The sequence below is a fragment of the Brevibacterium sp. XM4083 genome (genome assembly GCF_006489205.2).
Taxonomy (GTDB): Bacteria; Actinomycetota; Actinomycetes; order Actinomycetales; family Brevibacteriaceae; genus Brevibacterium.
Window position 1 is genome coordinate 643,351 of the sequence record NZ_VFYR02000002.1, and the last position, 25,816, is coordinate 669,166.

The following is a 25,816-nucleotide window of genomic DNA, read 5'->3' on the forward strand; positions in this document are numbered from 1 at the left end:
CGCTCGGTCACGGCTGCGACGATACCTCAGCTGAGAGTCACTTGTGAACCCTCTCACACCGATTCCGCGCAGGTTCGCTGCCCGAAATGACCGCGCGGTAGGCTTCTGTGGTCCCCTCCCGCCCGATCCGTGAGAGATCTCCATGCCCCAGCCCAGCGACCCTCAGCGCAGCCGCGAGCTCACGCGGCTCGAAGCGCTCCTCGACACCGTCGCGAACCGCTGGCTCACCCGTGTCCCCGCCGGTCTGCGGGAGTTCCTCGCCTTCGGGATCAAGCAGGCCTGGGCGTGTCTCTTCGGGGCGCTCATGCTCGCCGCCATCATCCTCACCTCGTGGTGGTATCCCGCCGATGCGCCGGTCGCCCGCAACGACGTCCTCGTCATCATCGCCGTGCTCATCCAGATCGGGATGCTCGCCTTCCGCCTCGAGACCGGTCGCGAGTTCCTCGTCATCGTCCTCTTCCACATCGTCGGCACGGTCATGGAGCTCTTCAAGACGGCGGTCGGCTCCTGGAACTACGCCCCCGGCGGCATCCTCCACATCGGCGCGGTGCCGCTGTTCACGGGGTTCATGTACGCGGCCGTCGGCTCCTACATCGTCCGCGTGTACCGGCTCTTCGATCTCCGGTTCAGCCACTACCCGCCGAGGTGGATCACCGCGGTCATCGCGGCAGCGATCTACGTCAACTTCTTCGCCCACCACTTCGTCATCGATATCCGCCTGTTCCTCGTCGCGGCCACCGTCATCGTCTACCTCCGCTGCGTCATGCACTTCCGCGTCCACACCCGCACCCTGCGCATGCCGATCCTCCTCGCCTTCGTCCTCGTCGCGTTCTTCATCTGGATCGCGGAGAACATCGGCACCGCGGCCGGCGCGTGGCTCTACCCCTCGCAGGCCGAGGGCTGGGAGCTCGTGCCCGTGACGAAGCTCGTCGCGTGGTTCCTCCTCATGATGATCTCCGTCGTCCTCGTCACGTTCGTCTACCCGCCCCGACCTCCGGAGGCGACGACACACCGCGGTTCCGCCGCCGACCGCCCCTGAGCACCGCCGCCGGCCCTGTGAAGCACCTATACTCGGGACCAACGACGTCGAAGGGGACTTCATGGCTGCCGCGGAACCGGACGCGCCGAGCGCACTCGAATCGGCCATGCGCCCGCCCTCGGGCACCTATCTCCATCTGAGCAGGAGAATCGTCCTCCGCGTCGTCGCCGGTCTCGTCGTCCTCGTCCTCCTCGCCGTTCTCCTCGGCATCGTCGTCGTCCGCCGCTCCTTCCCCACGACTGACGGTGAGATCAGCCTGCCGGGTCTCGATGCGCAGGTCACCGTGACCCGGGACGGCAGCGGCATCCCGATGATCGAGGCCTCGACCGCGCACGACCTCTTCCTCGCCCAGGGCTTCGTCCACGCCCAGGACCGGTTCTGGGAGATGGACTTCCGACGCAAGGTCACCGCGGGGCGGCTCTCGGAGTACTTCGGCCCCTCGCAGTACAGCACGGACGCCTTCATCCGCACCCTCGGCTGGCGCAAGGTCGCCGAGGAGGAGGTCGCCCAGCTCGATGAGACGACGCTCGGCTATTACGAGGCCTACGCCGAGGGTGTCAACGCCTACCTCAAGGACCGCTCCCCCACCGAGGTCTCCCTCGAATACGGGATCCTCGGCCTCCAGGCCGGACCGATCGAGATCGAGGAGTGGACGCCGGCCGACAGCGTCGCCTGGCTCAAGGCGATGGCGTGGGATCTGCGGTCGAACCTCGAGGACGAGATCGACCGGGCGATCACCAGTGCGGCGCTCACCGAGGAGCAGATGGCCGACATCTACCCCGACTATCCCTACGACGAACGACCGACGATCATCGACGGCCCACCCGGTGACGCCCCGCCGGCCCCCGCCGACGATCCACCCGAGGGCCAGTCCGCGACCGGCGGGACCACAGACTCCAGCGACGACCCCGCCGCAACCTCGGAGGGGAATGACGGGGATCCCGCCACCACCTCGGCGGGGGACGACGGCTCCCCGCAGGCCGGTGGATCCCTCACTCCGGGCAGCGGACCCGCCACCGGTCCCGTATCCGACGGCACCCTGCCGGAGAGCCTCGGCGAACTCGATGCCCGACTGCGGGAGATCCCGGGCCTGCTGGGGATGAACAGCCGCGACATCGGCTCGAACTCGTGGGTGGTCTCCGGTGCGCTCACGGACACGGGCGCGCCTCTGCTCGCCAACGATCCGCACCTGTCGCCGGCGATGCCCTCGGTCTGGTACCAGGTCGGGCTGCGGTGCTCCCAGGTCACGCCCGCATGTCCGTTCGACGTCTCGGGGTTCTCGTTCTCGGGCCTGCCCGGGGTCGTCATCGGGCACAATCAGTCGATCGCGTGGGGCATGACGAACCTCGGCCCCGATGTCACGGACCTCGTCGTCGAGAAGATCGATGACGCCGACGCGATCTACGACGACGAGAGGGAACGCGTCGTCACGCGGCAGGAGACGATTCGGATCGCGAAGGAGGAGCCGCGGACGATGACGGTCTGGGAGACGAAACACGGCCCGATCGTCTCCAGTCTCGACGACACGTATCGCACGGTCCTCGACTCGACCTCCCCGACGGCGAACAGCGGGCTGGCCGGTGCCCGCTACCAGCTCGCCCTCGAATGGACGGCGCTCACCCCCGGTCGCACCGCCTCGGCGATCTTCGCGCTCAACAGGGCGACGAACTGGGAGGAGTTCCGGGCCGCCGCCGAACTCTTCGACGTGCCCTCCCAGAACCTCGTCTACGCCGACGTCGAGGGCAACATCGGCTACCAGGCGCCGGGGAAGATCCCCCGCCGCGGCACCGCCGACGGCATGCTCCCCCGCCAGGGATGGGACTCAGGCCAGGACTGGCAGGGCTGGATCGACTTCGACGAGCTGCCCTCGGCCCTCAACCCTGAGCGCGGGTGGATCGTCACCGCGAACAACCCCGTCACCCGGCCGGGCGAATCCGAGCGCCTCGGCGACGACTACGACGACGGGGACCGGGCGACCCGGATCACCGATCTCCTCACCGAGGCGATCGCGGCGGGTCCGGTGAGCGCCGATGACTTCGCGGCGATCCAGGGCGATGATCTCAATCCCCTCGCCGATACGCTCGTGCCCCGGCTGCTCGCGCTCGACGCGAACGGGGACCCCGACATCGAGGCCGCCCAGGAGATGCTGCGGACCTGGGACGGCCGCGACGCCGCGGACAGTGCGGCAGCCGCGTACTTCAACGTCGTCGTCTCGACGATCCTCGCCGAGGTGTTCGCCCCCAAGCTGCCCCCGGAGGTCCGTCCCTCCGGGGGCAGCCGCTGGTACCTCGTCATCGACGATCTGCTCACCGAACCGCAGTCGCCGTGGTGGACGGACGCCGAAGTCACCGGTCGGGACGAAGCGCTCACCCGGGCGCTCAGGTCGTCGTGGACCCGGACGGCCGACCTGCTCGGTCCCGAACCGGTGACCTGGCGGTGGGGCACCCTCCACGAACTGACGATCAGGAACGCGAGCCTCGGCGAATCCGGGATCACCGCGGTGGAGAAGCTCTTCAACCGCGGGCCCTTCGAGGTCTCCGGCGGCTCGGGCGTCGTCAACGCCACCGGATGGGACGCCGCGGTCGGCTTCGAGACGGACTGGGTGCCGTCGATGCGGCAGATCATCGACGTCGGGGACTTCGACCGCTCGCGGTGGATCAACCTCACCGGCGCCTCGGGTCATGCGTTCAACCCGAACTACGCCGATCAGACGGAGGACTGGGCGGCGAATCGGACCCGACCGTGGGCGTACTCACCGCAAGCGGTGGCCGCAGCCGCGGAGGACACGCTCGTCCTCACGCCGTGACGGGCACCGGCACCGTGCCGGGCCCTCAGTCGCGTGGGAGGACCTTCGTCTCGAGGAAGTTCGCGACATCGTCCTCCCAGCGCACGGGGTCGACGTTCCATTCCTTCGTGTGCCGGGCCTTGACGTACGGGGGCATCGTCACGAGGTCGCGGCGGACCGAGGCGAGGGCATGGGAGGGTGAGGACGGAACGAACTCGTCGTCGTCGGAGTGGATGAGGAGGACGGGCACATCGAGCTCCGCGGCCCGGGTCACCCAGTCCATCCGCCCGAGGTCGAGCGGGGTCTCGAGGCCGGTGATGGGGCGCGCCCACGGCTGCGTGATCATCTCGAGCGTGAGCTTCGCGACCGGGGTCGGGAGCATGTTCTTCTTCGCCTGGCCGTCGAGGACGTTGATCCAGTCGACGACGGGTCCGTCGAGGACGAGGGCGGCGATGTGCTCGCGGTTGCGTCCGCGCGAGGCCGCCTGGAACGCGATCGCCCCGCCCATCGACCAGCCGAAGAGGACGACGTTGCGGGCTCCGTGGGCGAGCGCGAAGTCGATCGCGGCGTCGACGTCGATCCACTCGGTGTCGCCGAGGCCGTAGCGCGAGGAGGACTCGATGCGCACCTCGGCGTCGTTGCGGTAGGACATCGCGATCGCCGGCACGCCGAGCGTGTTGAGCACGGGGGCCGCCCGCAGGCCCTCGGCGCGGGTGCTCGCGCGCCCGTGGATGAGGATCGCCCACGTGTCGCGGGGTTCGGGGTGGTCGGTGGGCAGGTACCAGGCCGGCAGCGTCCCGGCGTCGGAATCGAGGTCGATGTCCTCGAACTTCACTCCCGCCGCGAGCGGGTCCGGGTAGACGACGCCAGTCCAGCGGCCATGCCGGGCGCGGCGTATATCGCCCTTGGTCACGCTGACGACCTCGCGGGAGACGGTGCGCGAGCGCGGATCGTATTCGACGATGTCGCCGATCACCGCATGTCCGGCACCCTGGTTGAAATAGAGGCCGTAGAGGCCCGGCACCGTCGTCTCCTCGTCGGCCGGGAGGTGGATGCGCATGTTCGGGGAGAAGCCGTCGATGTGGAGGATGTCGAGCTCTTCGGGGGCGTTCTCGGGAACGACGATGCGACGGGCGAAGTACGCGGCGAGTCCCGAGGAAGCCACTGAGATCACAGCGCCGATGCCGGCGCCGACGCCGACTGCGGCGAGCAGCAGGCGTGTGGGGAACTGAGAGTCGCGTGCCATGGTGTCATTCTCTCCCACGGAATGAGATCTCTCCAAACGCTGTTGACCTCATGGACGAGTCGTGGACGCCGCAGCGTCGGGCCCGCACCGTCCCGGTGGTGGGACAATGGACACCACCGCACCGAGCAATGAGACCGGAGGTCACCATGAGCCACACTCCCACCCCCGCCGCCGACGGCACCGAGGAGGTCCGCTGGCAGGACGTGCTCACCCCGGAGGAGTTCGCCGTCCTCCGCCAGGGCGCCACCGAGCGTCCGTTCACCGGCGAGTACAACGACACGACGACGGTGGGCATGTACCAGTGTCGGGCGTGCGGGGCCGACCTGTTCCCCTCGGACACGAAGTTCGCCTCGCACTGCGGGTGGCCCTCGTTCTACGCTCCGCTCGCCGAGGACCGGGTCCGCTACATCAGGGACACCTCGATGGGCATGGAGCGCATCGAGGTCCGCTGCGCGAACTGCGACTCCCACTTGGGTCACGTGTTCTCCGGTGAGGGCTACGACACCCCCACCGATCAGCGCTACTGCATCAACTCGATCTCGCTGCGGCTCAACGAGGACACGCAGGATGCGTAAGTGAGCGAGCTTGTCATCAAGCCGTTCGCGGAGCTGACGACGGCCGAGCTCTACGGCATCCTCCAGCTGCGCTCCCAGGTCTTCGTCGTCGAGCAGGACTGCGTCTTCCTCGACCTCGACGGGGTCGACACCCTGCCGGGCACGCTCCATGCGTTCCATCCCGGAGACGGCGGAACGATCCCCGACTCCCACGGCGCCGAGGCCGGCGTGAGCCTGATGCCGCGCGCGTATGCCCGTATCCTCCCGGAGGGCTTCGCAGACGGGCCGGCCGCGGTGCCGGGAGCCCGCAGCATCGGCCGGGTCGTCACGGATCCGGCTGCCCGCGGTCAGGGATGGGGCAGGCGCCTCATCGCCGAGGTGGTCGCCGAGTTCGCGCACCTGCCGCTCACGCTCAACGCCCAGTCCCACCTCGAGGGGTTCTACACCGGGTTCGGCTTCGCCCCGAACGGTCCTCGCTTCGACGAGGACGGCATCGAGCACACGCCGATGGGGCGGACCGCGACCCCGGCCGACTGAGCGCCTGTCGCCTGAGGTCCGGGGTCGACCAGGCCGGGGCCCTGAGGCTCGATCACCGGCCGGGGCCCGGGCCCCGGCCCGGAGGTCTACGAGGCCGGTGAGGAATCGCTGACGTTCGAGGCGTCGACGGCGGCGATGATCCGGGTCATCGTCGCATGGAGATCGCGCACCCCCGCCTCGTCGATGTCGAGCTTGGCCATCATCTGGCCGGGAATCGCCTCGGCTGCCCGGCGCAGATCGGCACCGGTCGGGGTGAGCGTGACCTCGACGACGCGCTCGTCGCTGGCGCTGCGCGCACGCGTGACGTAGTCGAGGGCCTCGAGCCGCTTGATCAGCGGTGAGACCGTCGCCGGTTCGAGGCGGAGCAGTTCTGCGATGCGCCGGACCGGCAGGCTGCCGTGCTGCCAGAGGGCGAGCATGACGAGGTACTGCGGGTGGGTGAGGCGCAGCGGCTCGAGCACCGACCGGTACGCGGAGATCACCCCGCGTGAGGCGACGGCGAGTGCGAAGCAGATCTGGCTCTCGAGAGCCAGCGGATCATCCAGGTCCATGAGTGTCCTCCCACGATTAGTTAGTGCACTAATATTCAGTGTACTATTGAGTTATCAGTTTCGTCGCCTCGCACCGGGACGGTCCCGGTGCGATTCCGTCGAGGAGGACCTCCATGACCGAGTACCACGATCCCCAGCGCCGCGTCGCCTGGCTCAATTCCTTCTTCCGCCGCATCGTCGGACCCGCGCAGGTCGACAGCTCGCGCCCCGGCGGCTACTTCGAGGACGAGCACCTGCGCCACGAACGCCTCGACGCCCTCGGCCTCGAGATGCGCACCGACGCCGCCGGCCACTCCTACGTCGTCGCGAAGACTCCGCAGCCGCCGACCGCCGACTGAGGCCCGTCTCCCCCGCACGTCCGGCGCCGCCGGACGCTGTTCCCAGCCTGCTCCCACACACAGATCCACCGACGCGCTTGAGGCCGACACTCCGTGAGAGTGTCGGCCTCATGTGCATCTGCGGTGCTCAGCGCCAGTCGGTGATGATGTCGACGAGGCTGCGGCGCGGGCCCGTGTAGAACGGGATCTCCTCGCGCACGTGCCGCCTGGCCTCGGTGTTGCGCAGGTCGCGCATGAGGTCGACGATGCGGTGGAGCTCCTCGGCCTCGAAGGAGAGCAGCCATTCGTAGTCGCCGAGGGCGAAGGCCGAGATCGTGTTCGCCTTGATGTCCTTGTAGCCGGCCGCCGCGATCCCGTGGTCGCGCAGCATCGTCGACCGCTCGCCCGGGTCGAGGAGGTACCAGTCGTAGGACCGGACGAACGGGTAGACGCAGATGTAGGAGCCGGGCTGATCGTCGGTGAGGAGGGCGGGCAGGTGGGCCTTGTTGAACTCGGCGGGACGGTGGAGTCCGACGACCGACCACACGGGTTCGAGGATCCCGCCGAGCAGGGTCCGGCGGATCGCCGAGTACGCGGCCTGGATGAGTTCGATCGTCGGGGCGTGGTACCAGAACATGACGTCGGCGTCGGCGCGCAGGGCGGAGACGTCGTAGACGCCGCGGACGACGAGTCCCTGGTCGATGAGCGGGGCGAGCGCCTCGTCGACCTCGGCGGCCAGCGGCGCCCGGTCGGCATCGCCGAGCTCACCGGCGGCGGCGAAGACCGAGTACGCGATGTAGCGGATCTCCTGGTTGGCCTGCTCGATCTGTTCCTCGGTGGGTTGCGTGTAGTCGCTCACAGCGTCTCCTTCGTCTCGGTTGGGTGGTGGTCTGCTGGCCGGCTCAGCCTCTGCGCGACGGTCTCAGCGCGGGCGAGGCAGGCGGGGATGCCGACTCCGGCGTACGCCGAGCCGACGAGTTCGAGGCCGGGGATCGACTCGATCTCGGCGTCGAGGTCCGCCATCGCGCCGAGGTGGCCCGGCAGGTACTGCGGCAGCGCATCGTCCCAGCGCTGCACCTGGCTGACGATGATCCGGTCGCCGGTGCGTCCGGTGATCTCCTGCCAGTCGGCGAAGGCGCGGTCGCGCAGCGCCGTGTCGTCAAGCTCCTGCCATGTGCCGGGGGCGTCGCCGAAGCGTCCGACGCTCATCCGGATGAGCGCGGTGCCCTCGGGGAGGCGCTCGGCCAGCCACGGCCATTTGTTCGACGCGAACGTCGAGGCCTTGATGAACGTGTCCGCCGTCGCCGGGACGAGGAATCCCGAGCCCGTCAGCGGTCCGTCGCCGAGGTCGAGGAGGGCGACGACGAGCGCGGTCGAGGCGTAGGGCACCGCACGGAGCCGGCGGGCGGGACCGGGGGCCGCCTCGGCGAGCAGTCCGGCCGTGACCGGGGCGGGCGTGGCGAAGACGACGGTGTCGGCGGTGTCCTCACCCTCCGGGGTCGTCAGCGTCCAGGTTCCGTCGTCGCGCCGCTGCACGGCAGTGACCGGGGAGTTCGTGCGGATCTGCCCGCCGGCCGCCGTGATCGCCGACTCGAGGGCGGGGATGAGACGGCTGATGCCGCCGACGAGGGACATGAACACCGGCGCGGCGTCGGACGCCGCGGCCTGGTCATCGCGGGCGCTGAGCAGGGCGGTGACGAGATCGAGCACCGAGGTGCCCTCGGCGACCGCAGGCAGGAGCGCGGGCACCGTGGCGGCCAGCGACAGATCGCGGCACCGGCCGGCATAGACCCCGCTGAGCAGCGGATCGACGAGCGTGTCGACGAGGTCGTCGCCGAGGCGGGCGGCGAGGAACTCCCCCACCGAGGTGTCGGAGTCGGCGAGCGCGGGGGTGAGCACTTCGGCCGCGATGCGCGCGGTGGCGGCGTCGCCGAGGAGATCGCGGACGACCTCGGGGTCACCGGGCACGCCCATGACCGTGCGCTTCGGGATCGCCTGGAGGCGACCGGCGGCGAGCACCTGCGAGGAGTGGTGAGGCGAGGGGAACTCGAGGTCGAGGCCGAGTTCGGCGGCGAGCTCCCGGGTCTCGGGACGGCGGACGAGGCTCGCCTCGGCGCCGAGGTCGAGACCGACCCCGACGTGACCGCCGAGCGTCGTCGACTTCAGGCATCCGCCGAGGCGGTCGCCGGCTTCGAGCACGGTGACCTCGTGTGAGACGGCGAGGCGGTGAGCGACGGCGAGCCCGGAGATGCCCCCGCCGACGATCGTCATCCTGCTCATCGGGTGCCTGCCGCCTCCTCGGCGATGAGCTGCTGCGAGAGGCGGTGCACCTCGGCGACGATCCGACCGGGCACCTCCGGGTCGGTGTCGGGCAGGACGCCGTGCCCGAGGTTGAAGACGAAGCCCGCATCATGGGCGAGGCCGGCGCGGACGATGTCGGCGATCCGGGGGGCCAGCGCCTCCCACGGGGCGAAGAGCAGCGCCGGGTCGAGGTTGCCCTGGAGGGCCTGTCCGGGACGCACCCGGGTCGCGGCGTCGGCGAGGTCGACGCGGAAGTCGACGCCCATCGCATTCGACCCGGCCTCGGCCATCGAGGAGAGCAGCTCACCGGTCTGGACGCCGAAGTGGATGCTCGGGACGTCGTGGGCGGCAAGGGCGGAGAACACCGCGGTCGAGTGCTCGAGGACGTGGTCGACGTAGTCGCGGCGGCTGAGGTAGCCCGCCCACGAGTCGAAGAGCTGGAAGGCCCGGGCTCCGGCGGACAGCTGGACGTCGATGAACGTCGCGGAGATCCGGGCGAGCTTCGCCAGCAGCAGGGAGAACGTGTCGGGATCGGAGATCATCAGCGACTTCGTCTTCTCATGGTTCTTGCTCGGCCCGCCCTCGATGAGATAGCTCGCGAGGGTGAAGGGGGCGCCGGCGAACCCGATGAGCGGCGTCGCCTCCCCGAGTTCGGCGGTGATGCGCCCGATCGACTCGGCGATGTCGGGGATGTCGGCCGGATCGAGCTCCGGCAGCGCCTCGACATCGGCGCGCGAGCGGATCGGCGAGGCGAGGACGGGCCCGCGCCCGGCGACGATCTCGACATCGACCCCGGCGGCCTGGAGCGGCACGACGATGTCGGAGAAGAAGATCGCGGCGTCGACTCCGTGCCGGCGCACCGGCTGCAGGGTGATCTCCGTGACGAGCTCCGGGTCGCGGCACGAGGCGAGCATCGAGGTGCCCTGGCGCAGCTCACGGTACTCGGGCAGCGACCGCCCGGCCTGACGCATGAACCAGACGGGGGTGTGGTCGACAGGCTCTCCCCGGAGAGCGGCGAGCAAGGTTGAGGTCATGGCCCCATCCTCCCATTCCCGGTGCCCGCGCGCCCAACCGGAAACGGTTTCAAGACGGCGCGTCTTGCGGATTCTTCGCCCGCTGTGCGGCGTGGATGATTCCCCCACAGCATCCGCTGTTCTATCGTGACCAGTGTGGTCAACACCTCACCTCTCAACCGCATTCCGGCGGAGTTCTCCGCCGTGACATCGGTCCTGCGCGAAGCGCGGAACACGAACAACGTCTCGATCTCGGAGATCCCCGCGCCGGCGAAGCTCGCGCCGTACTCGTACGCCCTCGGCGCCGAGGTCACCGCCGATGAGACCTTCCTCTCCGCGAGCGGAGAGTCCATCGAGGAGCTCGCGACCGGACGCATCGTCGTCCTCTTCGATCCCGAGTCCCCCGCCGAGTGGGAAGGCAGGTTCCGGATCGTGTCCTACATCCGGGCGGAGCTCGAACACGAACTCGGCAATGAGACGATGCTCGGCCATGTCGCCTGGTCATGGCTCGAGGACGCGCTCGAATCCAATGACTGCGAGGTCGTCGCGGCGGGCGGGACGACGACGCGGGTGCTCTCGGAGAGCTTCGGCACCCTGGCGACGCGGCCGGCGACGATAGACTTGGAGCTGCGCGCCTCGTGGACCCCGATCATCGACAGTCCCGATGAGATCGGCAACCACCTCGAGGCCTGGATCGATCTGCTGTGCACAGTCGCCGGACTGCCGCCTCTGCCTGAAGGAGTATCAGCCCTGCCCGGGCGCCGTCGATGACTACCGAACCACCGCTCCTGACCGCCCCTGCCCACGGGGTCCCCCCGCTCACCGACACCCCCGCCGGACTCGCCGATGCCGTGACCGCGCTGTCAGCGGTGACCGGGCCGATCGCCATCGACGCCGAACGCGCCTCGGGCATCCGCTACGGCCAGCGCGCGTTCCTCGTCCAGCTGCGCCGCGAGGGTGCGGGCACGTTCCTCCTCGACTCCGAGGTCCTCGGCGACCTCTCCCCGCTCAACCCCGCGCTCGGCTCCGATGAGTGGGTCATCCACTCCGTCACCCAGGACCTGCCGTGCCTCCAGGAGCGCGGCATGGTGCCCGCCGCCCTCTTCGACACCGAGCTCGCCGCGCGCCTCCTCGGGTGGGAGAAGTTCGGCCTCGCCGCGGTCGCCGAGGCCACCCTCGGGATCCGGTTGGCCAAGGAGCACTCCGCGGCGGACTGGTCGACGCGGCCCCTGCCGGAGGAGTGGCTCAACTACGCCGCCCTCGACGTCGAAGTCCTCGTGCCGATCCGCGACATCCTCGCCGAGGAGCTGCGGCAGGCGGGCAAATGGGAGTTCGCGCAGCAGGAGTTCGCGCACCTGCTGTCGTTCGAGCCCAAGGTCCACGCCGAGCCGTGGCGGCGCACGAGCGGAGTCGCGAAGCTGGGGTCCCGTGCGGAGCTGGCGAAGGTGCGCGCCCTCTGGGAGGCCAGGGACGCGATGGCCGCCGAGACCGATCTCGCCCCGTCGAAGGTGCTCCGCGACCGTGAGCTCATCGATCTCGCACGAGCGCGGGTGCGTTCGAGCGATGACATCCTCGACCGCTGGCCCAGGCTCTCCCGCACGGAGTCCGTCCGGCTCTTCCGCGCGCTGCGCAAGGCCGGACAGCTGACCCCGGAGGAGCTGCCGCCGAAGCGGGAGCGTAGCAGCCAGCCGCGTTCGCCGTTCAGCCACACGGAGCTCAAGGAGCGCACCGCCGCCCTGCGCACCGCTGTCGCCGAGGTGGCCGCGGCACAGACGATGCCCCATGAGGTGCTCCTCCAGCCTGCGATCGTCAAGTCGCTCGCGGCCTCGGGCCGCACCGACGTCGAGGAGTTCCTCACCGAGCGCGGGGCACGGCCGTGGCAGGTCGAGCTGACGACTCCCGCGCTGTCCGCGGCGCTCGCCGCGCTCCCGCTGCCGTGAGCGCACCCGAACTCGTCCTCATGGTCGGGCAGGTCGGGGCGGGGAAGACGACTCGGGCCAAGGAGCTCGCGACGGCGCTGCCGGCGGTGCGGCTGACCCCCGATGAGTGGATGCGACCGCTCTTCGACGACCCGGAGGCCGACGGAATGCGCACCGTCGTCGAAGGCCGACTCATCGCCACGGCCGTCGAGATCCTCCGCGCCGGGGCCTCCGTCGTCCTCGACTTCGGACTGTGGACCCGTGACGAGCGGATCGCGCTGAGCTGGCTCGCCGGCACCGTCGGGGCCCGTGCCCGCACCGAGTACCTCGCCATCGATCCCGCCCAGCAGGCGGCCCGCGTCGCCGAGCGCGGCAGGAGCGACAGCACCGCGTGGCCGGTCACGCAGGACGCGCTCGATGAGTGGCGGACCCTGCTCGAGGAGCCCACCCAGGCCGAGACCGCCGGCGATTTCGGACCGCAGGCCGCAGCCGACTGGGGCGACTGGATCGCCCGGAAGTGGCCTAGCGCTCTCACCGAGGTCTAGCGGTTCGGCTCACGCGCCTCGGCGGGTGCCCCGTTCTGCCCGGCTGCGCACCTCGGCGGGGAGGATGTTGACGATCTCGGCGACCATCGAATCGACGTCGAGGCCGACGTATTCGAGGATCTCGTCGCGGGTGCCCTGCGGCAGGAATTCGTCCGGAGCCCCGAGTTCGACGACGCCGATCCGGGAGTCCGCGGCCCGCAGGTCGCTGCGGATGCGGGAGCCGATGCCGCCGAGGCGCACCCCGTCCTCGATGACGGCGACCTGGGAGTGCTCCATCGCGAGGTCGATGACGTCAGTGGGCACCGGCAGGACCCAGCGGGGGTCGATGATCGTCGCGGTGATGCCCTCGGCGGCCAGCGCCTCGGCGACCTCATGGGCGCGGGAGGCGAAGGGGCCGACGGAGACGATGAGGACGTCCTTGGGCTCGCCCTCGGGGATCTCGCGGAGGATGTCGACGCCGCCTGTGGTCCGGCGCACCGCGGGCACGTCGGCGCCGACGCTGCCGCGGGGGAAGCGGATGACGGTGGGCGCGTCGGAGACGGCGACGGCTTCGCGCAGCTCCTCGGTCAGCCGGGCGCCGTCGCGGGGGGCGGCGAGCCGGAGGCCGGGGACGATGCGCAGCATCGCCATGTCCCACACCCCGTGGTGGCTCGCCCCGTCGGGTCCGGTGATGCCGGCCCGGTCGAGGACGAAGGTCACGCCCTGCCCGTGGAGGGCGACGTCCATGAGGATCTGGTCGAAGGCGCGGTTGAGGAACGTCGCGTAGATGCAGACGATCGGGTGGAGCCCGCCGTACGCGAGTCCCGCCGCCGAGGTGACGGCGTGCTGTTCGGCGATTCCGACGTCGAAGACGCGCTCGGGGTAGGCTTCGGCGAACTTCGCGAGCCCGACCGGCAGGAGCATCGCGGCGGTGACGGCGACGACGTCGTCGCGGTCGCGGGCGATCTCGAGGACCTCGTCACCGAAGACGGAGGTCCACGAGGTCTGCTTCGACGGGGTCGACCGTCCCGTCACGGGGTCGATGACCCCGACGGAGTGGAACTGGTCGGCGTCGTCGTTGACGGCGGGGTCGTAGCCCTGGCCCTTCTGCGTGATCATGTGGACGATGACGGGTCCGCCCTCGTACTGCTTGGCGCGGGCCAGGGCCTTCTCGACGGCGGCGAGGTCGTGCCCGTCGACGGGGCCGAGGTATTTGATGCCGAGTTCGTCGAACATGCCCGTCTGCTCGGCGCTGACCATGTCCTTGAGGCCGCGCTTGACGCCGTGGATCGCGGAGTAGGCGGCGCGGCCGGGTGCACCGGACTGCTGGAGGGTCGACTTGCCCCACGAGAGGAGCTTCTCGTAGCTCGTCATCGTCCGCAGGTCGTCGAGGTGGGCGGCGAAGCCGCCGACGGTCGGGGCGTAGGAGCGTCCGTTGTCGTTGACGACGATGACGAGTTTGCGCGGCGGCGTCGAGGTGTCGGCGGCGATCGTGTTGAGTGCCTCCCAGGCCATGCCACCGGTCAGCGCCCCGTCGCCGATGACGGCGACGACGTGGCGGTCGCTCTCCCCCTTGAGCTGGTGGGCCTTGGCGATGCCGTCGGCCCACGACAGGGACGCCGAGGCGTGGGAATTCTCGATGACGTCGTGGTCGCTCTCGGCCCGGCTCGGGTAGCCGGAGAGGCCGTGCCGCTGGCGCAGCGTGCCGAACTCGGCCATCCGACCGGTGAGCAGCTTGTGGACGTACGTCTGGTGGCCGACGTCGAAGAGGATCGTGTCGCGCGGGGAGTCGAAGACCCGGTGCAGTCCCATCGTGAGTTCGACGACGCCGAGGTTGGGGCCGAGATGGCCTCCCGTGCCGGCGACCGTGGTGACGAGGAAGTCCCGGATCTCCTTCGCGAGCACCTCGCACTCGGCCGCATCGAGTCCGCGCAGATCCGCAGGACTCTCGATCGACTCCAGGAATGTCATGCGGCCTCGCTTTTGGGATGTGACGACGGACGATGCTCATCGTCCGCCGAGGGTACGGCTGTTTCCACTCGGAACATTTTAGCGCGTTCCCAAGCCGCAACCCAGCTTGTGAGCGTGGATGTTCCGTCGGTCACAGCTCTCAACGCGAGAGTCCCCCGCCCCGACCCCGGGAAGGAGTCGAGACGGGGGACGCTGCCGGCGGACGGATCAGGCCGTCGCGAGCTGCCGCAGCACGTACTGGAGGATGCCGCCGTTGCGGTAGTAGTCGGCCTCACCCGGGGTGTCGATGCGGACCACGGCGTCGAAGTCGACGGTCGTGCCGTCGTCCTTCGTCGCGGTGACCTTGACGGTCTTCGGGGTGGTGCCCTCGTTGAGCTCGGTGACACCGGAGATCGAGAACGTCTCGGTGCCGTCGAGGCCCAGCGAGTCCGCGGATTCCCCGGCGGGGAACTGGAGCGGGACGACGCCCATGCCGATGAGGTTCGAGCGGTGGATGCGCTCGAAGCTCTCGGCGATGACCGCGCGGACGCCGAGCAGCTTCGTGCCCTTGGCCGCCCAGTCACGCGAGGATCCCGAACCGTACTCCTTGCCGCCGAGGACGACGAGCGGAATGCCGGCGTTCTGGTAGTTGACCGACGCGTCGTAGATCGTCGTCTGCGGAGCGCCCTCCTGCGTGAAGTCACGCGTGAAGCCGCCCTGGACGCCGTCGAGGAGCTGGTTGGCCAGGCGGATGTTCGCGAACGTGCCGCGGATCATCACCTCGTGGTTGCCGCGGCGCGAGCCGTAGGAGTTGAAGTCCTTGCGCTCGACGCCGTGGTCGATGAGGTACTTGCCGGCCGGAGTGTCGGCCTTGAAGGAGCCGGCGGGCGAGATGTGGTCGGTCGTCACCGAGTCGCCGAGCTTCGCGAGCACGCGGGCGCCCTCGATGTCGGTTACCGGCACGGTCTCGAGCGTCATGCCGTCGAAGTAGTTCGGCTTGCGCACGTAGGTCGACTTCTCGTCCCATTCGAAGATCGCACCCTCGGGCGTCTGCAGCGCCTGCCAGCGCTCGTCGCCGTCGAAGATCCGACCGTACTCGGTGTCGAACATGTCGGTCGAGATCGAGGAGTCGATGACCGCCTGGACCTCTTCCGGCGAGGGCCAGAGATCCTTGAGGTAGACGTCGACGCCGTCCTTGTCCTGGCCCAGCGGCTGGTTCTCGAAGTCGAAGTCCATCGTCCCGGCCAGCGCGTAGGCGATGACGAGCGGCGGCGAGGCGAGGTAGTTCATCTTCACATCGGGGCTGATGCGGCCCTCGAAGTTGCGGTTGCCCGAGAGCACCGCGGTGACGGCGAGGTCGTTGTCCTGGATGCTCTCGGAGATCTCGGCATCGAGGGGACCCGAGTTGCCGATGCACGTCGTGCAGCCGTAGCCGACGACGAAGAAGTTGAGCGCCTCGAGGTCCTCGATGAGCCCGGCCTTCGTGTAGTAGTCGGTGACGACCTTCGAGCCCGGGGCGATCGACGTCTTCACCCACGGCTTCGAGTTGAGTCCGCGCTCCCGGGCGTTGCGGGCGAGCAGACCCGCGGCGAGCATGACCGAGGGGTTCGAGGTGTTCGTGCACGAGGTGATCGAGGCGATCGCCACGGCGCCGTTGGCGAGTTCGAAGTTCCGTCCGTCACCGGTCGACACGGGAGCCGACTTCGACTCCTCGCCGGGAGCGGCGTAGTTGTGGATGTCCTTGGCGAACTGGCTCTTGGCGTCGGAGAGCTCGATGCGGTCCTGCGGACGCTTCGGACCCGAGATCGAGGGCACGACGCTGGAGAGGTCGAGCTCGAGGTACTCGGAGTAGGCGACCTCGTTGGCCGGATCGTGCCAGAGTCCCTGGGTCTTCGCGTAGTCCTCGACGAGCTGGATCTGCTCGGGCGAGCGACCCGTGAGCTTGAGGTAGTCGATCGTCACGTCGTCGATCGGGAAGATCGCGGCGGTCGAGCCGAACTCGGGGCTCATGTTGCCGATCGTCGCACGGTTGGCCAGCGGCACCGAGGCCACGCCCTCACCGTAGAACTCGACGAACTTGCCGACGACACCGTGCTGGCGGAGCATGTCGGTGATCGTGAGGACGACGTCGGTGGCGGTCACGCCCGAGGGGATCTCCCCGGTGAGCTTGAAGCCGACGACGCGCGGGATGAGCATCGAGACGGGCTGGCCGAGCATGGCCGCCTCGGCTTCGATGCCGCCGACGCCCCAGCCGAGGACGCCGAGGCCGTTGACCATCGTCGTGTGCGAGTCGGTGCCGACGAGGGTGTCGGGGTAGGCGCGCAGCACCCCGTCGACCTCACGCGGCATGACGACGCGGGCGAGGTATTCGATGTTGACCTGGTGGACGATGCCCATGCCGGGGGGAACGACCTTGAAGTCGTCGAACGCGGTCTGGCCCCAGCGGAGGAACTGGTAGCGCTCGCCGTTGCGCTGGTATTCGATGTCCATGTTGCGCTCGATCGAATCGGCCGTGCCGAACGAGTCGATCTGGACGGAGTGGTCGATGACGAGCTCGGCCGGGGCGAGCGGGTTGACCTTGTCCGGGTCGCCGCCGAGCTCGGCGACCTTCTCGCGCATCGTCGCGAGGTCGACGATGCAGGGCACACCGGTGAAGTCCTGCATGACGACGCGGGCGGGGGTGAACTGGATCTCCGTGCTCGGATCGGCGCTGGGATCCCAGTTCGCGAGGGCCTTGATGTGGTCCTCGGTGATGTTGGCACCGTCTTCGGTGCGCAGCAGGTTCTCGAGCAGCACCTTGAGGCTGAAGGGAAGCTTCTCCGAGCCCTCAACCTGATCGAGGCGATAGATCTCGTAGTCCGTATCGCCCACGGTCAGGGTGCTCTTCGATTTGAACGTATCGACGTTGCTCATCGTGATTCTCCTGTTTCATTCGACACTCATCCAAGAAACCGGGCGCTCGGCCCTGCGCGCGCACCGATTTACGCGACACAAATGTTTCCAAAAGTATCTTGACGTCAAGATAAATTCTAGCGCATTCGACCGCTCTTGACCACCACCGCGACACCGCTTCCGCCTCGGGTTTTCCACCCGTCGGTCTCCGGTTGGCACCACAGCGCCGGGGACGTCCGCGCTCCTATTCTGGAGGCGGACATCGCCCATCTCCGCACCTGTCGCGGACCACGTCAAGGAGTCTCCATGGACCCGTTCACCCTGGGCGCCGGCTTCGGCTTCGGTGCGCTCCTCGTCGGCATCATCTTCGCCGTCATCTGCAATGCGCTGGCGAAGGAGAAGGGCCGCTCCGCCGGCTGGTGGGGCCTGCTCGGCTTCCTCACGACCTTCCTCGCCCTCATCGTCCTCGTCCTCCTGCCCGCGAAGACCCGGGTCGCCTGATCCGCGCCGAGGCGGTCCCCCGGTCCCGAGGTGAGCACCGTCTCCTCAGCGCCGCAGCACCGTCTGATCAGCGCCGCAGCACCGTGACGGTCTCGACGTGCGCGGTGAGCGGGAAGAGGTCGTGACCGACAAGGCTCTCGATCGTGTAGCCGCCGGCGCTCAGCTGCGCGAGATCGCGGGCGAGCGTCCCGGCGTCGCACGAGACGTAGACGATCGTCTCGGGGCCATCGGCGCTGAGCCGGTCGGTCACCGCCTTCCCGGCGCCGGCACGCGGCGGGTCGAGGAGGAGGACATCGGAGCTCGGGAAGTCGGCCGTGTCGACGCGGCCGGCGACGAACCGGGCATCGATGCCGGCGGCATTGATCCGGGCGTTCTCGATCGCCGGACCGACCCCTTCGACGCCGAAGAGCCTCGCCCCGGTCGCCTCGGCGGCCGTGATGCCGAGCAGCCCGACCCCGCAGTAGAGGTCGGTGAGCGTGCGCGCGTCGGCCGGCACGGCCGCCCGCACCGCGTCGGTGAGGACGCCCGGCGCGTCGACGTGCACCTGCCAGAAGCCGTCGGCGGCGACGCGGAAGTCCCGTCCCGCCGCCGTCTGAAGCAGATGATCGGTTCCCCGGATGACCTCGAGCACCGGCGCCGAGGCGGTCGACCGTCCCGCACCCCGGTGACGGCTGCCTCCCCGGCCCTGACCGCGGCGTCTCCCACCGCGACCGGCACCGGACCGACTCGCCGATCGGGCGGGGGCGGCGGGGCCTGCGAGGATCGACCACTGCTCGGGCAGGGACTCGGCGAGCACGTCGAGTCCGGCCCGGTCGGTCTCCCCGCGGACGATGACCGCGCCGGTGCTGCCCGCCCACGCGAACTCGACCCTCTCGGCACCGGGCAGGCGCAGGGACGTCAGGTCCGCCTCGGCGATCGCGGGCACGGCGAGCGGGGCACGGGTGACGGGGACGACGTCGTGGCTGCGGGAGCGCAGCATCCCGAGCTCACCGGTGCCGCTCACGGCGAGCTGAATGCGGGTGCGCCACTCGAGCCCGGTCTCCTCCCCCGGTGCCGCGGCGACGGTGACGTCCCGGTCGATGCCGCCGATGCGGGAGAGCTGATCGGCGATGACCTGGCCCTTGAGCTCTCGGCTGTGGGCGAGGTCGACGTGGGCGTACTCCATGCCGCCGAAGAGCCCGCCCCCGGCCTCGGCGAGGAAGCCGGCGCGCCGGTCGGGCACGCGGTGCGGCGACGGGTCGAGCACCTCGGTGACCTCGGCGCGCAGGACCTTCCCGGTCTCGGTGAGCCGGGCGCGGATCGACTCGCCGGGCAGGGCGCCGGCGACGAAGACGACACGACCGTCGAGGCGGGCCACTGAGGTGCCGCCCGCGGCCGGCCCCGCGATGCGCAGCTCGACCACGTCACCGGGTGAGAGCGGATCGGCCGTCATGGCTTCGGCACCTGACCGTAGAGCGGGGCCTCCGAGTCCGGACCGTCGCCGCTGTGGGCGCGCGAGTACGAGCGCAGCCGCCACGGGACGGAGACGACGACGACGTTGGGGACGAGGAGCAGGCGGGTGCGCAGCTTGATCGCGATCTGGTTGTGGAGAAGGTGCTCCCACCAGCGTCCGACGATGTACTGCGGGATGTAGACGATGACGAGGTCGCGCGGTGAGCGCCGCCGGATCGCGAGGACGTGGGCGATGAGCGGGCGGACGAGTTCGCGGTACGGCGAGGCGAGCACCGTGAGCGGGACGGGCAGCTCCATCTCGTTCCACCGCTTCTGCAGCTTCTCCGCCGCCTCCTCGTCGACGGCGACGGTGACGGCTTCGAGCTGGGTCGACCGCGCCACCCGCGCATACGACAGCGCCCGCAGGGTCGGTTTGTTGATCTCGTTGACGACGACGATCGCGTGCGTGTTCGACGGGATCGTCCGCGAGTCGACGTTGGCCTCGGGGGCGAGTTCGCTCGCGACCCGCGAATAGTGGCGGTGGATGGCGCCCATGACGAGGAAGAGCCCGGCCATCGCCGCCACCGCGATCCACGCCCCGGCGAGGAACTTCGAGACGATGACGACGATGAGGACGCCGGCAGCGATGACGCAGCCGACGGTGTTGACCGCCCGGTTGAAGCGCATCCGCATCCGCGCCTTGGGGTCGATGACGAGCCGCAGGCGCTTGTTCCAGTGGAGCACCATGCCGAGCTGGCCGACGACAAAGCTCGCGAAGACGCCGACGAGGTAGAGCTGGATGAGGGTCGTCGCCGAGGCGTTCGTCGCGACGACGAGGACGATCGCGGCGACGGCGAGGAGGAGGATGCCGTTGGAGAACGTCAGCCGGTCGCCCTTCGTCGCGAGCTGCCGGGGCAGGAAGCCGTCACGGGCGAGCCGGGAGGCCAGCCCCGGGAAGCCCTCGACCGCGGTGTTCGCGGCGACGATGAGGACGAGAGCGGCGACGAGGACGACGAGGAAGAACATCAGGGGCGTGTCGGCGAAGATCGTGTGGGCGAGCTGCCCGAGGACCGGTTCCTGCTCGTATTCGGCCGAGACGGGGCTTCCGTCGGGGCGGACGAGGTAGAGGTGCGGGTCGTCGACGTACTTCACCCCGGTCACCGAGGCGAGATACGTCAGTCCGGTGAGCATGACGGCGGCGAGGAATCCGGAGAGGACGAGCGTGTTGCCGGCGTTCTTCCCCCGCGGCTTCTTGAAGGCCGGCACCGCGGTGGCCACGGTCTGGACGCCGGCGAGGGCCACCGACCCGGAGGAGAACGCGCGGAGGACGATGAGGACGGTCGCAAGCCCCAGGGTCGCCTGATCCGTCACCGCATCGTGGACGATCGTGTAGTTCGCGGTCTCGGCCTGCGGGGTCTCACCGAGCCCGACCTGGACGAGGCCGACGATCATCGTGAGGAACACCGCGCCGAGGAAGAGGTACGTCGGGATCGCCAGGAGCACCGGGGTGGCCCGGGACCCGCGGAGGCCGGCGAGGGAGATGACGAGGATGCCGACGATCGCCACCGGCACCCGGTAGGGCGCGAGCAGCGGGAACGCCGTCGTGATGTAGGCGGCGAAGACCGTCATCGACACGGCCAGGGTGAGGACGTAGTCGACGAGGAGGGCGGCGGCGACGATGAGACCGGCGCGGGGGCCGAGGTTCTTCGACGCGACCTCGTAGTCCCCTCCTCCCGACGGGTAGGCGCGGACGTTGAGGCGGTAGCACGCGACGATGACGAGGATGACCGCGCCGACGGCCGCGCCGATCCACGGGGCGGCGGTGATCGAGACGAGCGTCGTCAGGGACAGGGCCAGGAGGATCTCATCCGGGGCGTACGCCACCGAGGAGAGCATGTCCGAGGCGAACACGGGCATGGCGATGCGCTTCTTCAGCGCAGGAGCACGCCTGTCCTCACTGCGGAACGGCCGTCCAACGAGTAGTCTTTTGACGGCATCAGAAAAACTGCTGGCCACGAGCACCAATGGTAGAGCAATTGTCGGAAGGGATGACCATGCACTTCGTCATCATGGGCTGCGGCCGAGTCGGGGCGACCCTGGCCAGGGCACTTGATGCCAACGGCCATTCCGTCGCCGTCGTCGACCGGGACCCCGATGCCTTCCTCAAGCTCGGGCCGGACTTCACAGGATCGACGATCACCGGCCTCGGATTCGACCGGGAGACCCTCACGCAGGCCCGCACCGCCGACGCGTTCGCGTTCGCCGCGGTCTCGAGCGGAGACAATTCCAACATCCTCGCCGCGCGTGTCGCCCGGGAGACCTTCGGTGTGCCCAATGTCGCGGCCCGCATCTACGATCCCGATCGGGCGCAGGTCTTCGAGCGCCTCGGCATTCCGACGGTGCCGACCGTGCGGTGGACGGCCGAGCAGGTGATGCGCAAACTCGTCCCGCAGGGGTCGATCACCGAGTACCGGGAGCCCTCGGGCAACCTCGTCCTCGCCGAGGTGCACCTCGACCCCAGCTGGGTGGCCCGGCCGATCGCGGAGATCGAGGAGGCCACCCAGGCCCGCGTCGCGTATGTCACGCGACTCTCGGAGGGCATCGTCGCCACCGACGACCTCCTGCTCCAGGACGGTGACCTCGTCCACCTCATGTGCCCCGTCGACCGCCTCGACGAGATCGCGCGCATCCTCGACAAGCCCGTGACCTCCAGGGAGGAAGAAGAATGAGAGTCGTCATCGCCGGAGCCGGGTCGGTGGGCCGTTCGGTGGCCAGGGAGCTGCTCGACAAGGGCCACTCCGTCCTCCTCATCGACCAGAGCAAGGAGGCCCTCGCGCACGAGAAGATCCCCGGCGCCCAGTGGCTCCTCTCCGATGCGTGCGAGCTCGCCGGTCTCGGGGAGGCGAAGCTCGAGGAAGCCGACGTCGTCGTCGCCGCCACCGGTGACGACAAGACGAACCTCGTCCTCTCCCTCCTCGCGAAGACGGAGTTCGGGGTGCCCCGCACCGTCTCCCGGGTCAACAATCCGAAGAACGAATGGCTCTTCGACGACAACTGGGGCGTCGACGTCGCGGTGTCGACGCCGCGGCTGATGACCGCGCTCGTCGAGGAGGCCGTCGAGGTCGGCGGTCTCGTCCATCTCATGAGCTTCGAACGCGGGCAGGCCGGCCTCATGGAGTTCACCGTCAACGAGTCCTCGGACCTCGTGGCCTCCCGGATCGGGAACATCGCGTTCCCCGTCGACACCGTGCTCGTCGCGATCATCCGCAACGCCCGCGCCTTCGCGCCGAGCGCCGATGACGTCGTCGAGGCCGGCGACGAGCTCTTCTTCCTCTCCTCCCCCGATCAGGAAGGGGCGCTGCTCAGCCTGCTCCAGGCCGCGGCCAGGGCCGACAGCACGGACTGAGCACTCCGACGCGCTGACCGCTGACGATCAGTCGGCGCTCACTCGTGGTCGTCGCCCCGGGCGACGAGTTCGTAGACGGGGTTGTGGGCGGCGAGCACACCGTCGCGGTCGCAGAACCGACCCTCGAGGACGAGGAGCGCGCCGGGCTTGATGCCGCTGATCTCGCGGCGGCCGAGGAACTGGGCCTCGACGTCGCCGGTGCCGTCGGAGACGGTGATCGTCAGGCGCGGGTTGTCGGCGTTCGTCGACCGCGTCACGGCGCTGACGACCCCGGCGACGCGGACCATCGCCCGCGGGGCGATGTCGCCGATGCTCACGACGCCGGGAATCCGGCTGGCCATCCGCAGGTCCTCGCGGGCATCGTCGTCGCGGGAGCCCAGGCTCTGCGTGAGCCGGCTGAGAAGATCGAGCATGGCGATCAGCGGACCTCGGTGATCTCGGGTCCGCGGGCGAACGGGTTGATGTCCTCGGTCTCGTCCTCGGGCTCGGGGGCCGCATCGACCTCGGGGGCGGTGAGGGCGATGAGCTCACGGGGAGCCATCGCCTCGTCGCCGCGGTCGACGACGACACCGCGCACGAGCGCGCTGAGCTCAGCGCGCACCTCGGCGTCGGTGACGGCCTTGCCGGAGAACACGGCGCGGACGAACCAGCGCGGACCGTCGACGCCGGCGAACCGCATCGCACGCTTGCCGGGACGTCCGTCCTCGGTCTTCGCGGGCACCTCGACGGCGAGCTCACGGCCGAGCCCGGTGTGGAGTTCGGTGCACTCCCCGCCCTGGGATTCGACGGATTCGGTGAGCTGCCGGCGCACGGTGTTCCACAGTCCCTCGGATCGCGGGGTGGCGAACGCCTGGAGCTGGACTCCCCCACCGTCGTGGATGAGGGTCACGGCGAGCACGCGCTGCGAATCGTCGTCGGTGTCGAGGCGGATCTGCATGCCGTCGACGACGGGCACCTTGAGCGCACCGAGGTCGAGGCGGTTGAGCTCGGGGTAGTCCTCGGCCGCGTCGAAGGGGCCCTTCTCGGCCCGGTCGAGCGGTGCGGACTTCTCCAGGACCTCATCGTCGTCGAGGTCCTCGGCCTCCGCCTCGGTCTCGGCGACCGCCTCGGCGTCATCAGCGCTGTCGTGATCGTCAGCGCTGTCGTGATCGTCAGCGACGTCCTCGTCGACGATCTCCTCGTCGGTGCTGCGGTCGCTCGCGGACTCCTCGTCCACGGTCGATGACTTCTTCGAAAAACGTGAGAACAGTCCCATTGTCCTTCACTCCACTTCTGCGTTGAGACCGGAGACGACTCCGCCGGTGGAGCCGAATCCGCCGGTGCCGCGGTCGCTGTCGTCGAGGGTGTCGACGACGGTGAATGCGGCCTGTCGGATCTCCTGAATGATGAGCTGGGCGATGCGGTCACCGCGGGTGATGCGCAGCGGCACGGTCGGGTCGAGGTTGATGAGCGGCACCTTGATCTCGCCGCGGTATCCGGAGTCGATCGTCCCCGGAGCGTTGACGACGGTGACGCCGTGCCTGCTCGAGAGCCCCGAGCGGGGGTGGACGAAACCGGCATGGCCGGGCGGGAGCGCGATCGCGATCCCGGTGGGCACGGTGCGCCGTTCGAACGGTTCGAGGGTGAAGTCGATCGCCGAGCACAGGTCCGCGCCGGCGTCGGACGCGTGGGCGTAGCTCGGCGGGGCCATTCCGTCGTCGACGAGGGTGATTTCGATGCGCAAGCCTTCTGTCACAAGGTTGCACTCTAGTGCCCAAGCCTGAGCGCTTCAAACATGCGCGCTGTGGGAGAATGGAGGACATGGCTCAGACTCATACCGATTCGCAGGTGGCCTACCGGGAGAAGGTCAGCCCCTCGCCCGCCATGTGGGTGCTCATCGCCGTCGCCGCCGTCTCGACAGCGGCCATGGTCCTCCCCGTCTGGACGCTCGGCGCCTTCATCCTGCCCGTCGTCACGTTCGCTCTGCTCGCGTGGTGGCTGCGCTCGCTGGGGATCACGATCATCGTCACCGACCACCAGCTCTTCGTCGGCGATGCCCACATCGATCGCACGTTCCTCGGCGGCGTCGAGGCCCTCGGCATCGAGGCGGCCCGTGAGGCCCGTGGCACCGGACTCGACGCCCGCGCCTTCCTCGTGCTCCGCCCCTGGGTGAAGACCGCAGTGCGCATCGACATCGACGACGCCTCCGACCCCACCCCGTACTGGCTCGTCTCGAGTCGGCACCCCGAGGAGCTCGCCGCCGCCCTGCGCGCCTGAGGACGGCCGCGCCGCGCGCCCGCGCCGCCGGTGCCCGCCTGCACCACAAGCGCCCGACCAACGAAAAACGCGCCCTCGAAGGGGCGCGTTCGTCTTGGTGGGGATGTCGCGACGCTCAGCCTGCGCAGTCCGTGCAGATGAGGATTCCGCCCTCATCGCTCGCCAGCTGCGAACGGTGACGGACGAGGAAGCACTCCATGCAGGTGAATTCGTCGTTCTGCTTCGGAAGCACGCGCACCGAGAGCTCTTCGTTCGACAGGTCGGCGCCGGGAAGTTCGAACCCTTCGGCCGCTGCCGTCTCGTCCTCGTCGATCTTGCTGGCCTGCGCCTGCGAGCGCTGCGCCTTGAGCTGCTCGATCGAGTCGCTCTTGATTTCGTCGTCGTGCTTGCGAGGTGCGTCGTAGTCGGTTGCCATATGGCCTCATCGCTCTCTGTCGGGTGTGCTGAAATGGAGTTTCAGCCCCTGTCGCCTATCGTGTCCCCAGCATTGTGCACTGCCCAGTACCCTTTGGCAAGAGCAGATGGTACCCTGTCACGGTGATTCTCGTCACGATGACGAAGGACACACATACGACTCTCGAAAAGCTCTGCGAG

25 protein-coding genes are annotated in these 25,816 nt (G+C 69.3%); 12 read left to right on the top strand and 13 right to left on the bottom strand.

The genetic code is table 11. From position 1 onward, the window contains the following. The first annotated feature begins 142 nt into the window (after positions 1 to 142). The gene (locus tag FJ887_RS08710) at positions 143 to 1,039 is read left to right on the top strand and encodes a DUF817 domain-containing protein (RefSeq protein WP_137825781.1); all 897 of its coding nucleotides are present in this window, start codon (positions 143 to 145) and stop codon (positions 1,037 to 1,039) included. A 61-nt stretch (positions 1,040 to 1,100) separates the two neighbouring features. Then, on the top strand, positions 1,101 to 3,845 hold the full coding sequence (locus FJ887_RS08715) for a penicillin acylase family protein (RefSeq protein WP_140954945.1): 2,745 nt from the start codon (positions 1,101 to 1,103) through the stop codon (positions 3,843 to 3,845). 25 nt (positions 3,846 to 3,870) lie between these two features. Here FJ887_RS08715 and FJ887_RS08720 read toward each other — a convergent pair whose 3' ends face one another. Continuing rightward, entirely contained in the window at positions 3,871 to 5,070 is a 1,200-nt protein-coding gene (locus FJ887_RS08720) for an alpha/beta hydrolase family protein (protein ID WP_137825779.1), read from the bottom strand. Positions 5,071 to 5,216: 146 nt separating this feature from the next. Between FJ887_RS08720 and msrB the strand changes: the two genes are divergently transcribed. Next, the gene (msrB, locus tag FJ887_RS08725; protein ID WP_137825778.1) at positions 5,217 to 5,645 is read left to right on the top strand and encodes a peptide-methionine (R)-S-oxide reductase MsrB; all 429 of its coding nucleotides are present in this window, start codon (positions 5,217 to 5,219) and stop codon (positions 5,643 to 5,645) included. Beyond that, a complete protein-coding gene (locus FJ887_RS08730) occupies positions 5,646 to 6,161 on the top strand; it encodes a GNAT family N-acetyltransferase (RefSeq protein ID WP_140954944.1) in 516 nt (171 codons plus the stop codon). Between the two features lie 86 nt (positions 6,162 to 6,247). Here FJ887_RS08730 and FJ887_RS08735 read toward each other — a convergent pair whose 3' ends face one another. Continuing rightward, positions 6,248 to 6,712, bottom strand: a complete 465-nt coding sequence (locus tag FJ887_RS08735) for a MarR family winged helix-turn-helix transcriptional regulator (protein WP_137825776.1) — start codon at positions 6,710 to 6,712, stop codon at positions 6,248 to 6,250. Between the two features lie 113 nt (positions 6,713 to 6,825). Here FJ887_RS08735 and FJ887_RS08740 point away from each other — a divergent pair, with 113 nt between their 5' ends. After that, positions 6,826 to 7,050 (top strand): hypothetical protein, encoded by a 225-nt coding sequence (locus FJ887_RS08740; RefSeq protein WP_137825775.1) that lies wholly within the window; start codon positions 6,826 to 6,828, stop codon positions 7,048 to 7,050. Positions 7,051 to 7,177: 127 nt separating this feature from the next. On the opposite strand, the gene hemQ is transcribed toward FJ887_RS08740, so the two are convergent. The 3 genes from hemQ to hemE are packed head-to-tail and all read right to left on the bottom strand — an operon-like array spanning position 7,178 to position 10,364. Next, positions 7,178 to 7,888, bottom strand: a complete 711-nt coding sequence (hemQ, locus tag FJ887_RS08745) for a hydrogen peroxide-dependent heme synthase (protein WP_137825774.1) — start codon at positions 7,886 to 7,888, stop codon at positions 7,178 to 7,180. Next, positions 7,885 to 9,309, bottom strand: a complete 1,425-nt coding sequence (gene hemG / locus FJ887_RS08750; RefSeq protein ID WP_137825773.1) for a protoporphyrinogen oxidase — start codon at positions 9,307 to 9,309, stop codon at positions 7,885 to 7,887. Before hemG ends, hemQ begins: the two co-directional genes overlap by 4 nt. Further along, positions 9,306 to 10,364: a uroporphyrinogen decarboxylase gene (gene hemE, locus FJ887_RS08755; protein ID WP_137825772.1), complete on the bottom strand. Its 1,059-nt coding sequence runs from the start codon at positions 10,362 to 10,364 to the stop codon at positions 9,306 to 9,308. The genes hemG and hemE overlap by 4 nt, the downstream gene beginning before the upstream one ends. Before the next feature lie 135 nt (positions 10,365 to 10,499). Here hemE and FJ887_RS08760 point away from each other — a divergent pair, with 135 nt between their 5' ends. From FJ887_RS08760 to FJ887_RS08770, 3 genes are read left to right on the top strand one after another with little or no spacing between them, the layout of a single operon-like run. Next, positions 10,500 to 11,114: a DUF3000 domain-containing protein gene (locus FJ887_RS08760; RefSeq protein WP_137825771.1), complete on the top strand. Its 615-nt coding sequence runs from the start codon at positions 10,500 to 10,502 to the stop codon at positions 11,112 to 11,114. Then, positions 11,111 to 12,283 (top strand): HRDC domain-containing protein, encoded by a 1,173-nt coding sequence (locus FJ887_RS08765; protein WP_137825770.1) that lies wholly within the window; start codon positions 11,111 to 11,113, stop codon positions 12,281 to 12,283. Before FJ887_RS08760 ends, FJ887_RS08765 begins: the two co-directional genes overlap by 4 nt. Next, a complete protein-coding gene (locus tag FJ887_RS08770) occupies positions 12,280 to 12,807 on the top strand; it encodes a P-loop nucleotide/nucleoside kinase family protein (RefSeq protein WP_249356786.1) in 528 nt (175 codons plus the stop codon). The genes FJ887_RS08765 and FJ887_RS08770 overlap by 4 nt, the downstream gene beginning before the upstream one ends. Positions 12,808 to 12,816: 9 nt before the next feature. Here FJ887_RS08770 and dxs read toward each other — a convergent pair whose 3' ends face one another. Together dxs and acnA are read right to left on the bottom strand one after the other, a co-directional pair. Continuing rightward, complete coding sequence (dxs, locus tag FJ887_RS08775) at positions 12,817 to 14,757, bottom strand: 1-deoxy-D-xylulose-5-phosphate synthase (protein WP_137825769.1); 1,941 nt, start codon at positions 14,755 to 14,757, stop codon at positions 12,817 to 12,819. Between the two features lie 207 nt (positions 14,758 to 14,964). Further along, positions 14,965 to 17,649: an aconitate hydratase AcnA gene (gene acnA, locus FJ887_RS08780; protein WP_140954943.1), complete on the bottom strand. Its 2,685-nt coding sequence runs from the start codon at positions 17,647 to 17,649 to the stop codon at positions 14,965 to 14,967. Between the two features lie 285 nt (positions 17,650 to 17,934). Between acnA and FJ887_RS08785 the strand changes: the two genes are divergently transcribed. Continuing rightward, positions 17,935 to 18,129, top strand: a complete 195-nt coding sequence (locus FJ887_RS08785; RefSeq protein WP_137825767.1) for a hypothetical protein — start codon at positions 17,935 to 17,937, stop codon at positions 18,127 to 18,129. A gap of 67 nt (positions 18,130 to 18,196) precedes the next feature. Here the strand turns inward: FJ887_RS08785 and FJ887_RS08790 are convergent, their stop codons facing one another. Both FJ887_RS08790 and FJ887_RS08795 read right to left on the bottom strand, forming a co-directional pair. Further along, a complete protein-coding gene (locus FJ887_RS08790) occupies positions 18,197 to 19,561 on the bottom strand; it encodes a class I SAM-dependent RNA methyltransferase (RefSeq protein ID WP_137825766.1) in 1,365 nt (454 codons plus the stop codon). Further along, positions 19,558 to 21,477, bottom strand: a complete 1,920-nt coding sequence (locus FJ887_RS08795; protein WP_137825765.1) for an APC family permease — start codon at positions 21,475 to 21,477, stop codon at positions 19,558 to 19,560. Before FJ887_RS08795 ends, FJ887_RS08790 begins: the two co-directional genes overlap by 4 nt. Positions 21,478 to 21,614: 137 nt before the next feature. On the opposite strand from FJ887_RS08795, the gene FJ887_RS08800 reads away from it, so the two are divergent. After that, entirely contained in the window at positions 21,615 to 22,289 is a 675-nt protein-coding gene (locus tag FJ887_RS08800; RefSeq protein ID WP_137825789.1) for a potassium channel family protein, read from the top strand. Further along, positions 22,286 to 22,966, top strand: a complete 681-nt coding sequence (locus FJ887_RS08805; RefSeq protein WP_137825764.1) for a potassium channel family protein — start codon at positions 22,286 to 22,288, stop codon at positions 22,964 to 22,966. Before FJ887_RS08800 ends, FJ887_RS08805 begins: the two co-directional genes overlap by 4 nt. Positions 22,967 to 23,004: 38 nt before the next feature. Here the strand turns inward: FJ887_RS08805 and FJ887_RS08810 are convergent, their stop codons facing one another. The 3 genes from FJ887_RS08810 to dut are packed head-to-tail and all read right to left on the bottom strand — an operon-like array spanning position 23,005 to position 24,701. Next, positions 23,005 to 23,379, bottom strand: coding sequence for an OB-fold nucleic acid binding domain-containing protein (locus FJ887_RS08810; protein ID WP_137825763.1), 375 nt, complete (start codon positions 23,377 to 23,379; stop codon positions 23,005 to 23,007). A 5-nt stretch (positions 23,380 to 23,384) separates the two neighbouring features. Beyond that, on the bottom strand, positions 23,385 to 24,182 hold the full coding sequence (locus tag FJ887_RS08815) for a DUF3710 domain-containing protein (protein ID WP_249356785.1): 798 nt from the start codon (positions 24,180 to 24,182) through the stop codon (positions 23,385 to 23,387). Between the two features lie 45 nt (positions 24,183 to 24,227). After that, the gene (dut, locus tag FJ887_RS08820; protein ID WP_137825761.1) at positions 24,228 to 24,701 is read right to left on the bottom strand and encodes a dUTP diphosphatase; all 474 of its coding nucleotides are present in this window, start codon (positions 24,699 to 24,701) and stop codon (positions 24,228 to 24,230) included. Positions 24,702 to 24,766: 65 nt separating this feature from the next. Between dut and FJ887_RS08825 the strand changes: the two genes are divergently transcribed. Further along, on the top strand, positions 24,767 to 25,222 hold the full coding sequence (locus FJ887_RS08825; protein ID WP_137825760.1) for a DUF3093 domain-containing protein: 456 nt from the start codon (positions 24,767 to 24,769) through the stop codon (positions 25,220 to 25,222). A 115-nt stretch (positions 25,223 to 25,337) separates the two neighbouring features. On the opposite strand, the gene FJ887_RS08830 is transcribed toward FJ887_RS08825, so the two are convergent. Beyond that, the gene (locus tag FJ887_RS08830) at positions 25,338 to 25,637 is read right to left on the bottom strand and encodes a DUF4193 domain-containing protein (protein ID WP_009376994.1); all 300 of its coding nucleotides are present in this window, start codon (positions 25,635 to 25,637) and stop codon (positions 25,338 to 25,340) included. Positions 25,638 to 25,816 lie beyond the last annotated feature (179 nt).

Bases quoted from the DNA above. Each gene is read 5' to 3' on its own strand.
- FJ887_RS08710 (WP_137825781.1), top strand. From the start codon at position 143: ATGCCCCAGCCCAGCGACCCTCAGCGCAGCCGCGAGCTCACGCGGCTC.
- FJ887_RS08715 (WP_140954945.1), top strand. From the start codon at position 1,101: ATGGCTGCCGCGGAACCGGACGCGCCGAGCGCACTCGAATCGGCCATG.
- FJ887_RS08720 (WP_137825779.1), bottom strand. From the start codon at position 5,070: ATGGCACGCGACTCTCAGTTCCCCACACGCCTGCTGCTCGCCGCAGTC.
- msrB (WP_137825778.1), top strand. From the start codon at position 5,217: ATGAGCCACACTCCCACCCCCGCCGCCGACGGCACCGAGGAGGTCCGC.
- FJ887_RS08735 (WP_137825776.1), bottom strand. From the start codon at position 6,712: ATGGACCTGGATGATCCGCTGGCTCTCGAGAGCCAGATCTGCTTCGCA.
- FJ887_RS08740 (WP_137825775.1), top strand. From the start codon at position 6,826: ATGACCGAGTACCACGATCCCCAGCGCCGCGTCGCCTGGCTCAATTCC.
- hemG (WP_137825773.1), bottom strand. From the start codon at position 9,309: ATGAGCAGGATGACGATCGTCGGCGGGGGCATCTCCGGGCTCGCCGTC.
- hemE (WP_137825772.1), bottom strand. From the start codon at position 10,364: ATGACCTCAACCTTGCTCGCCGCTCTCCGGGGAGAGCCTGTCGACCAC.
- FJ887_RS08765 (WP_137825770.1), top strand. From the start codon at position 11,111: ATGACTACCGAACCACCGCTCCTGACCGCCCCTGCCCACGGGGTCCCC.
- dxs (WP_137825769.1), bottom strand. From the start codon at position 14,757: ATGACATTCCTGGAGTCGATCGAGAGTCCTGCGGATCTGCGCGGACTC.
- acnA (WP_140954943.1), bottom strand. From the start codon at position 17,649: ATGAGCAACGTCGATACGTTCAAATCGAAGAGCACCCTGACCGTGGGC.
- FJ887_RS08785 (WP_137825767.1), top strand. From the start codon at position 17,935: ATGGACCCGTTCACCCTGGGCGCCGGCTTCGGCTTCGGTGCGCTCCTC.
- FJ887_RS08790 (WP_137825766.1), bottom strand. From the start codon at position 19,561: ATGACGGCCGATCCGCTCTCACCCGGTGACGTGGTCGAGCTGCGCATC.
- FJ887_RS08795 (WP_137825765.1), bottom strand. From the start codon at position 21,477: ATGCCCGTGTTCGCCTCGGACATGCTCTCCTCGGTGGCGTACGCCCCG.
- FJ887_RS08800 (WP_137825789.1), top strand. From the start codon at position 21,615: ATGCACTTCGTCATCATGGGCTGCGGCCGAGTCGGGGCGACCCTGGCC.
- FJ887_RS08805 (WP_137825764.1), top strand. From the start codon at position 22,286: ATGAGAGTCGTCATCGCCGGAGCCGGGTCGGTGGGCCGTTCGGTGGCC.
- FJ887_RS08810 (WP_137825763.1), bottom strand. From the start codon at position 23,379: ATGCTCGATCTTCTCAGCCGGCTCACGCAGAGCCTGGGCTCCCGCGAC.
- FJ887_RS08825 (WP_137825760.1), top strand. From the start codon at position 24,767: ATGGCTCAGACTCATACCGATTCGCAGGTGGCCTACCGGGAGAAGGTC.
- FJ887_RS08830 (WP_009376994.1), bottom strand. From the start codon at position 25,637: ATGGCAACCGACTACGACGCACCTCGCAAGCACGACGACGAAATCAAG.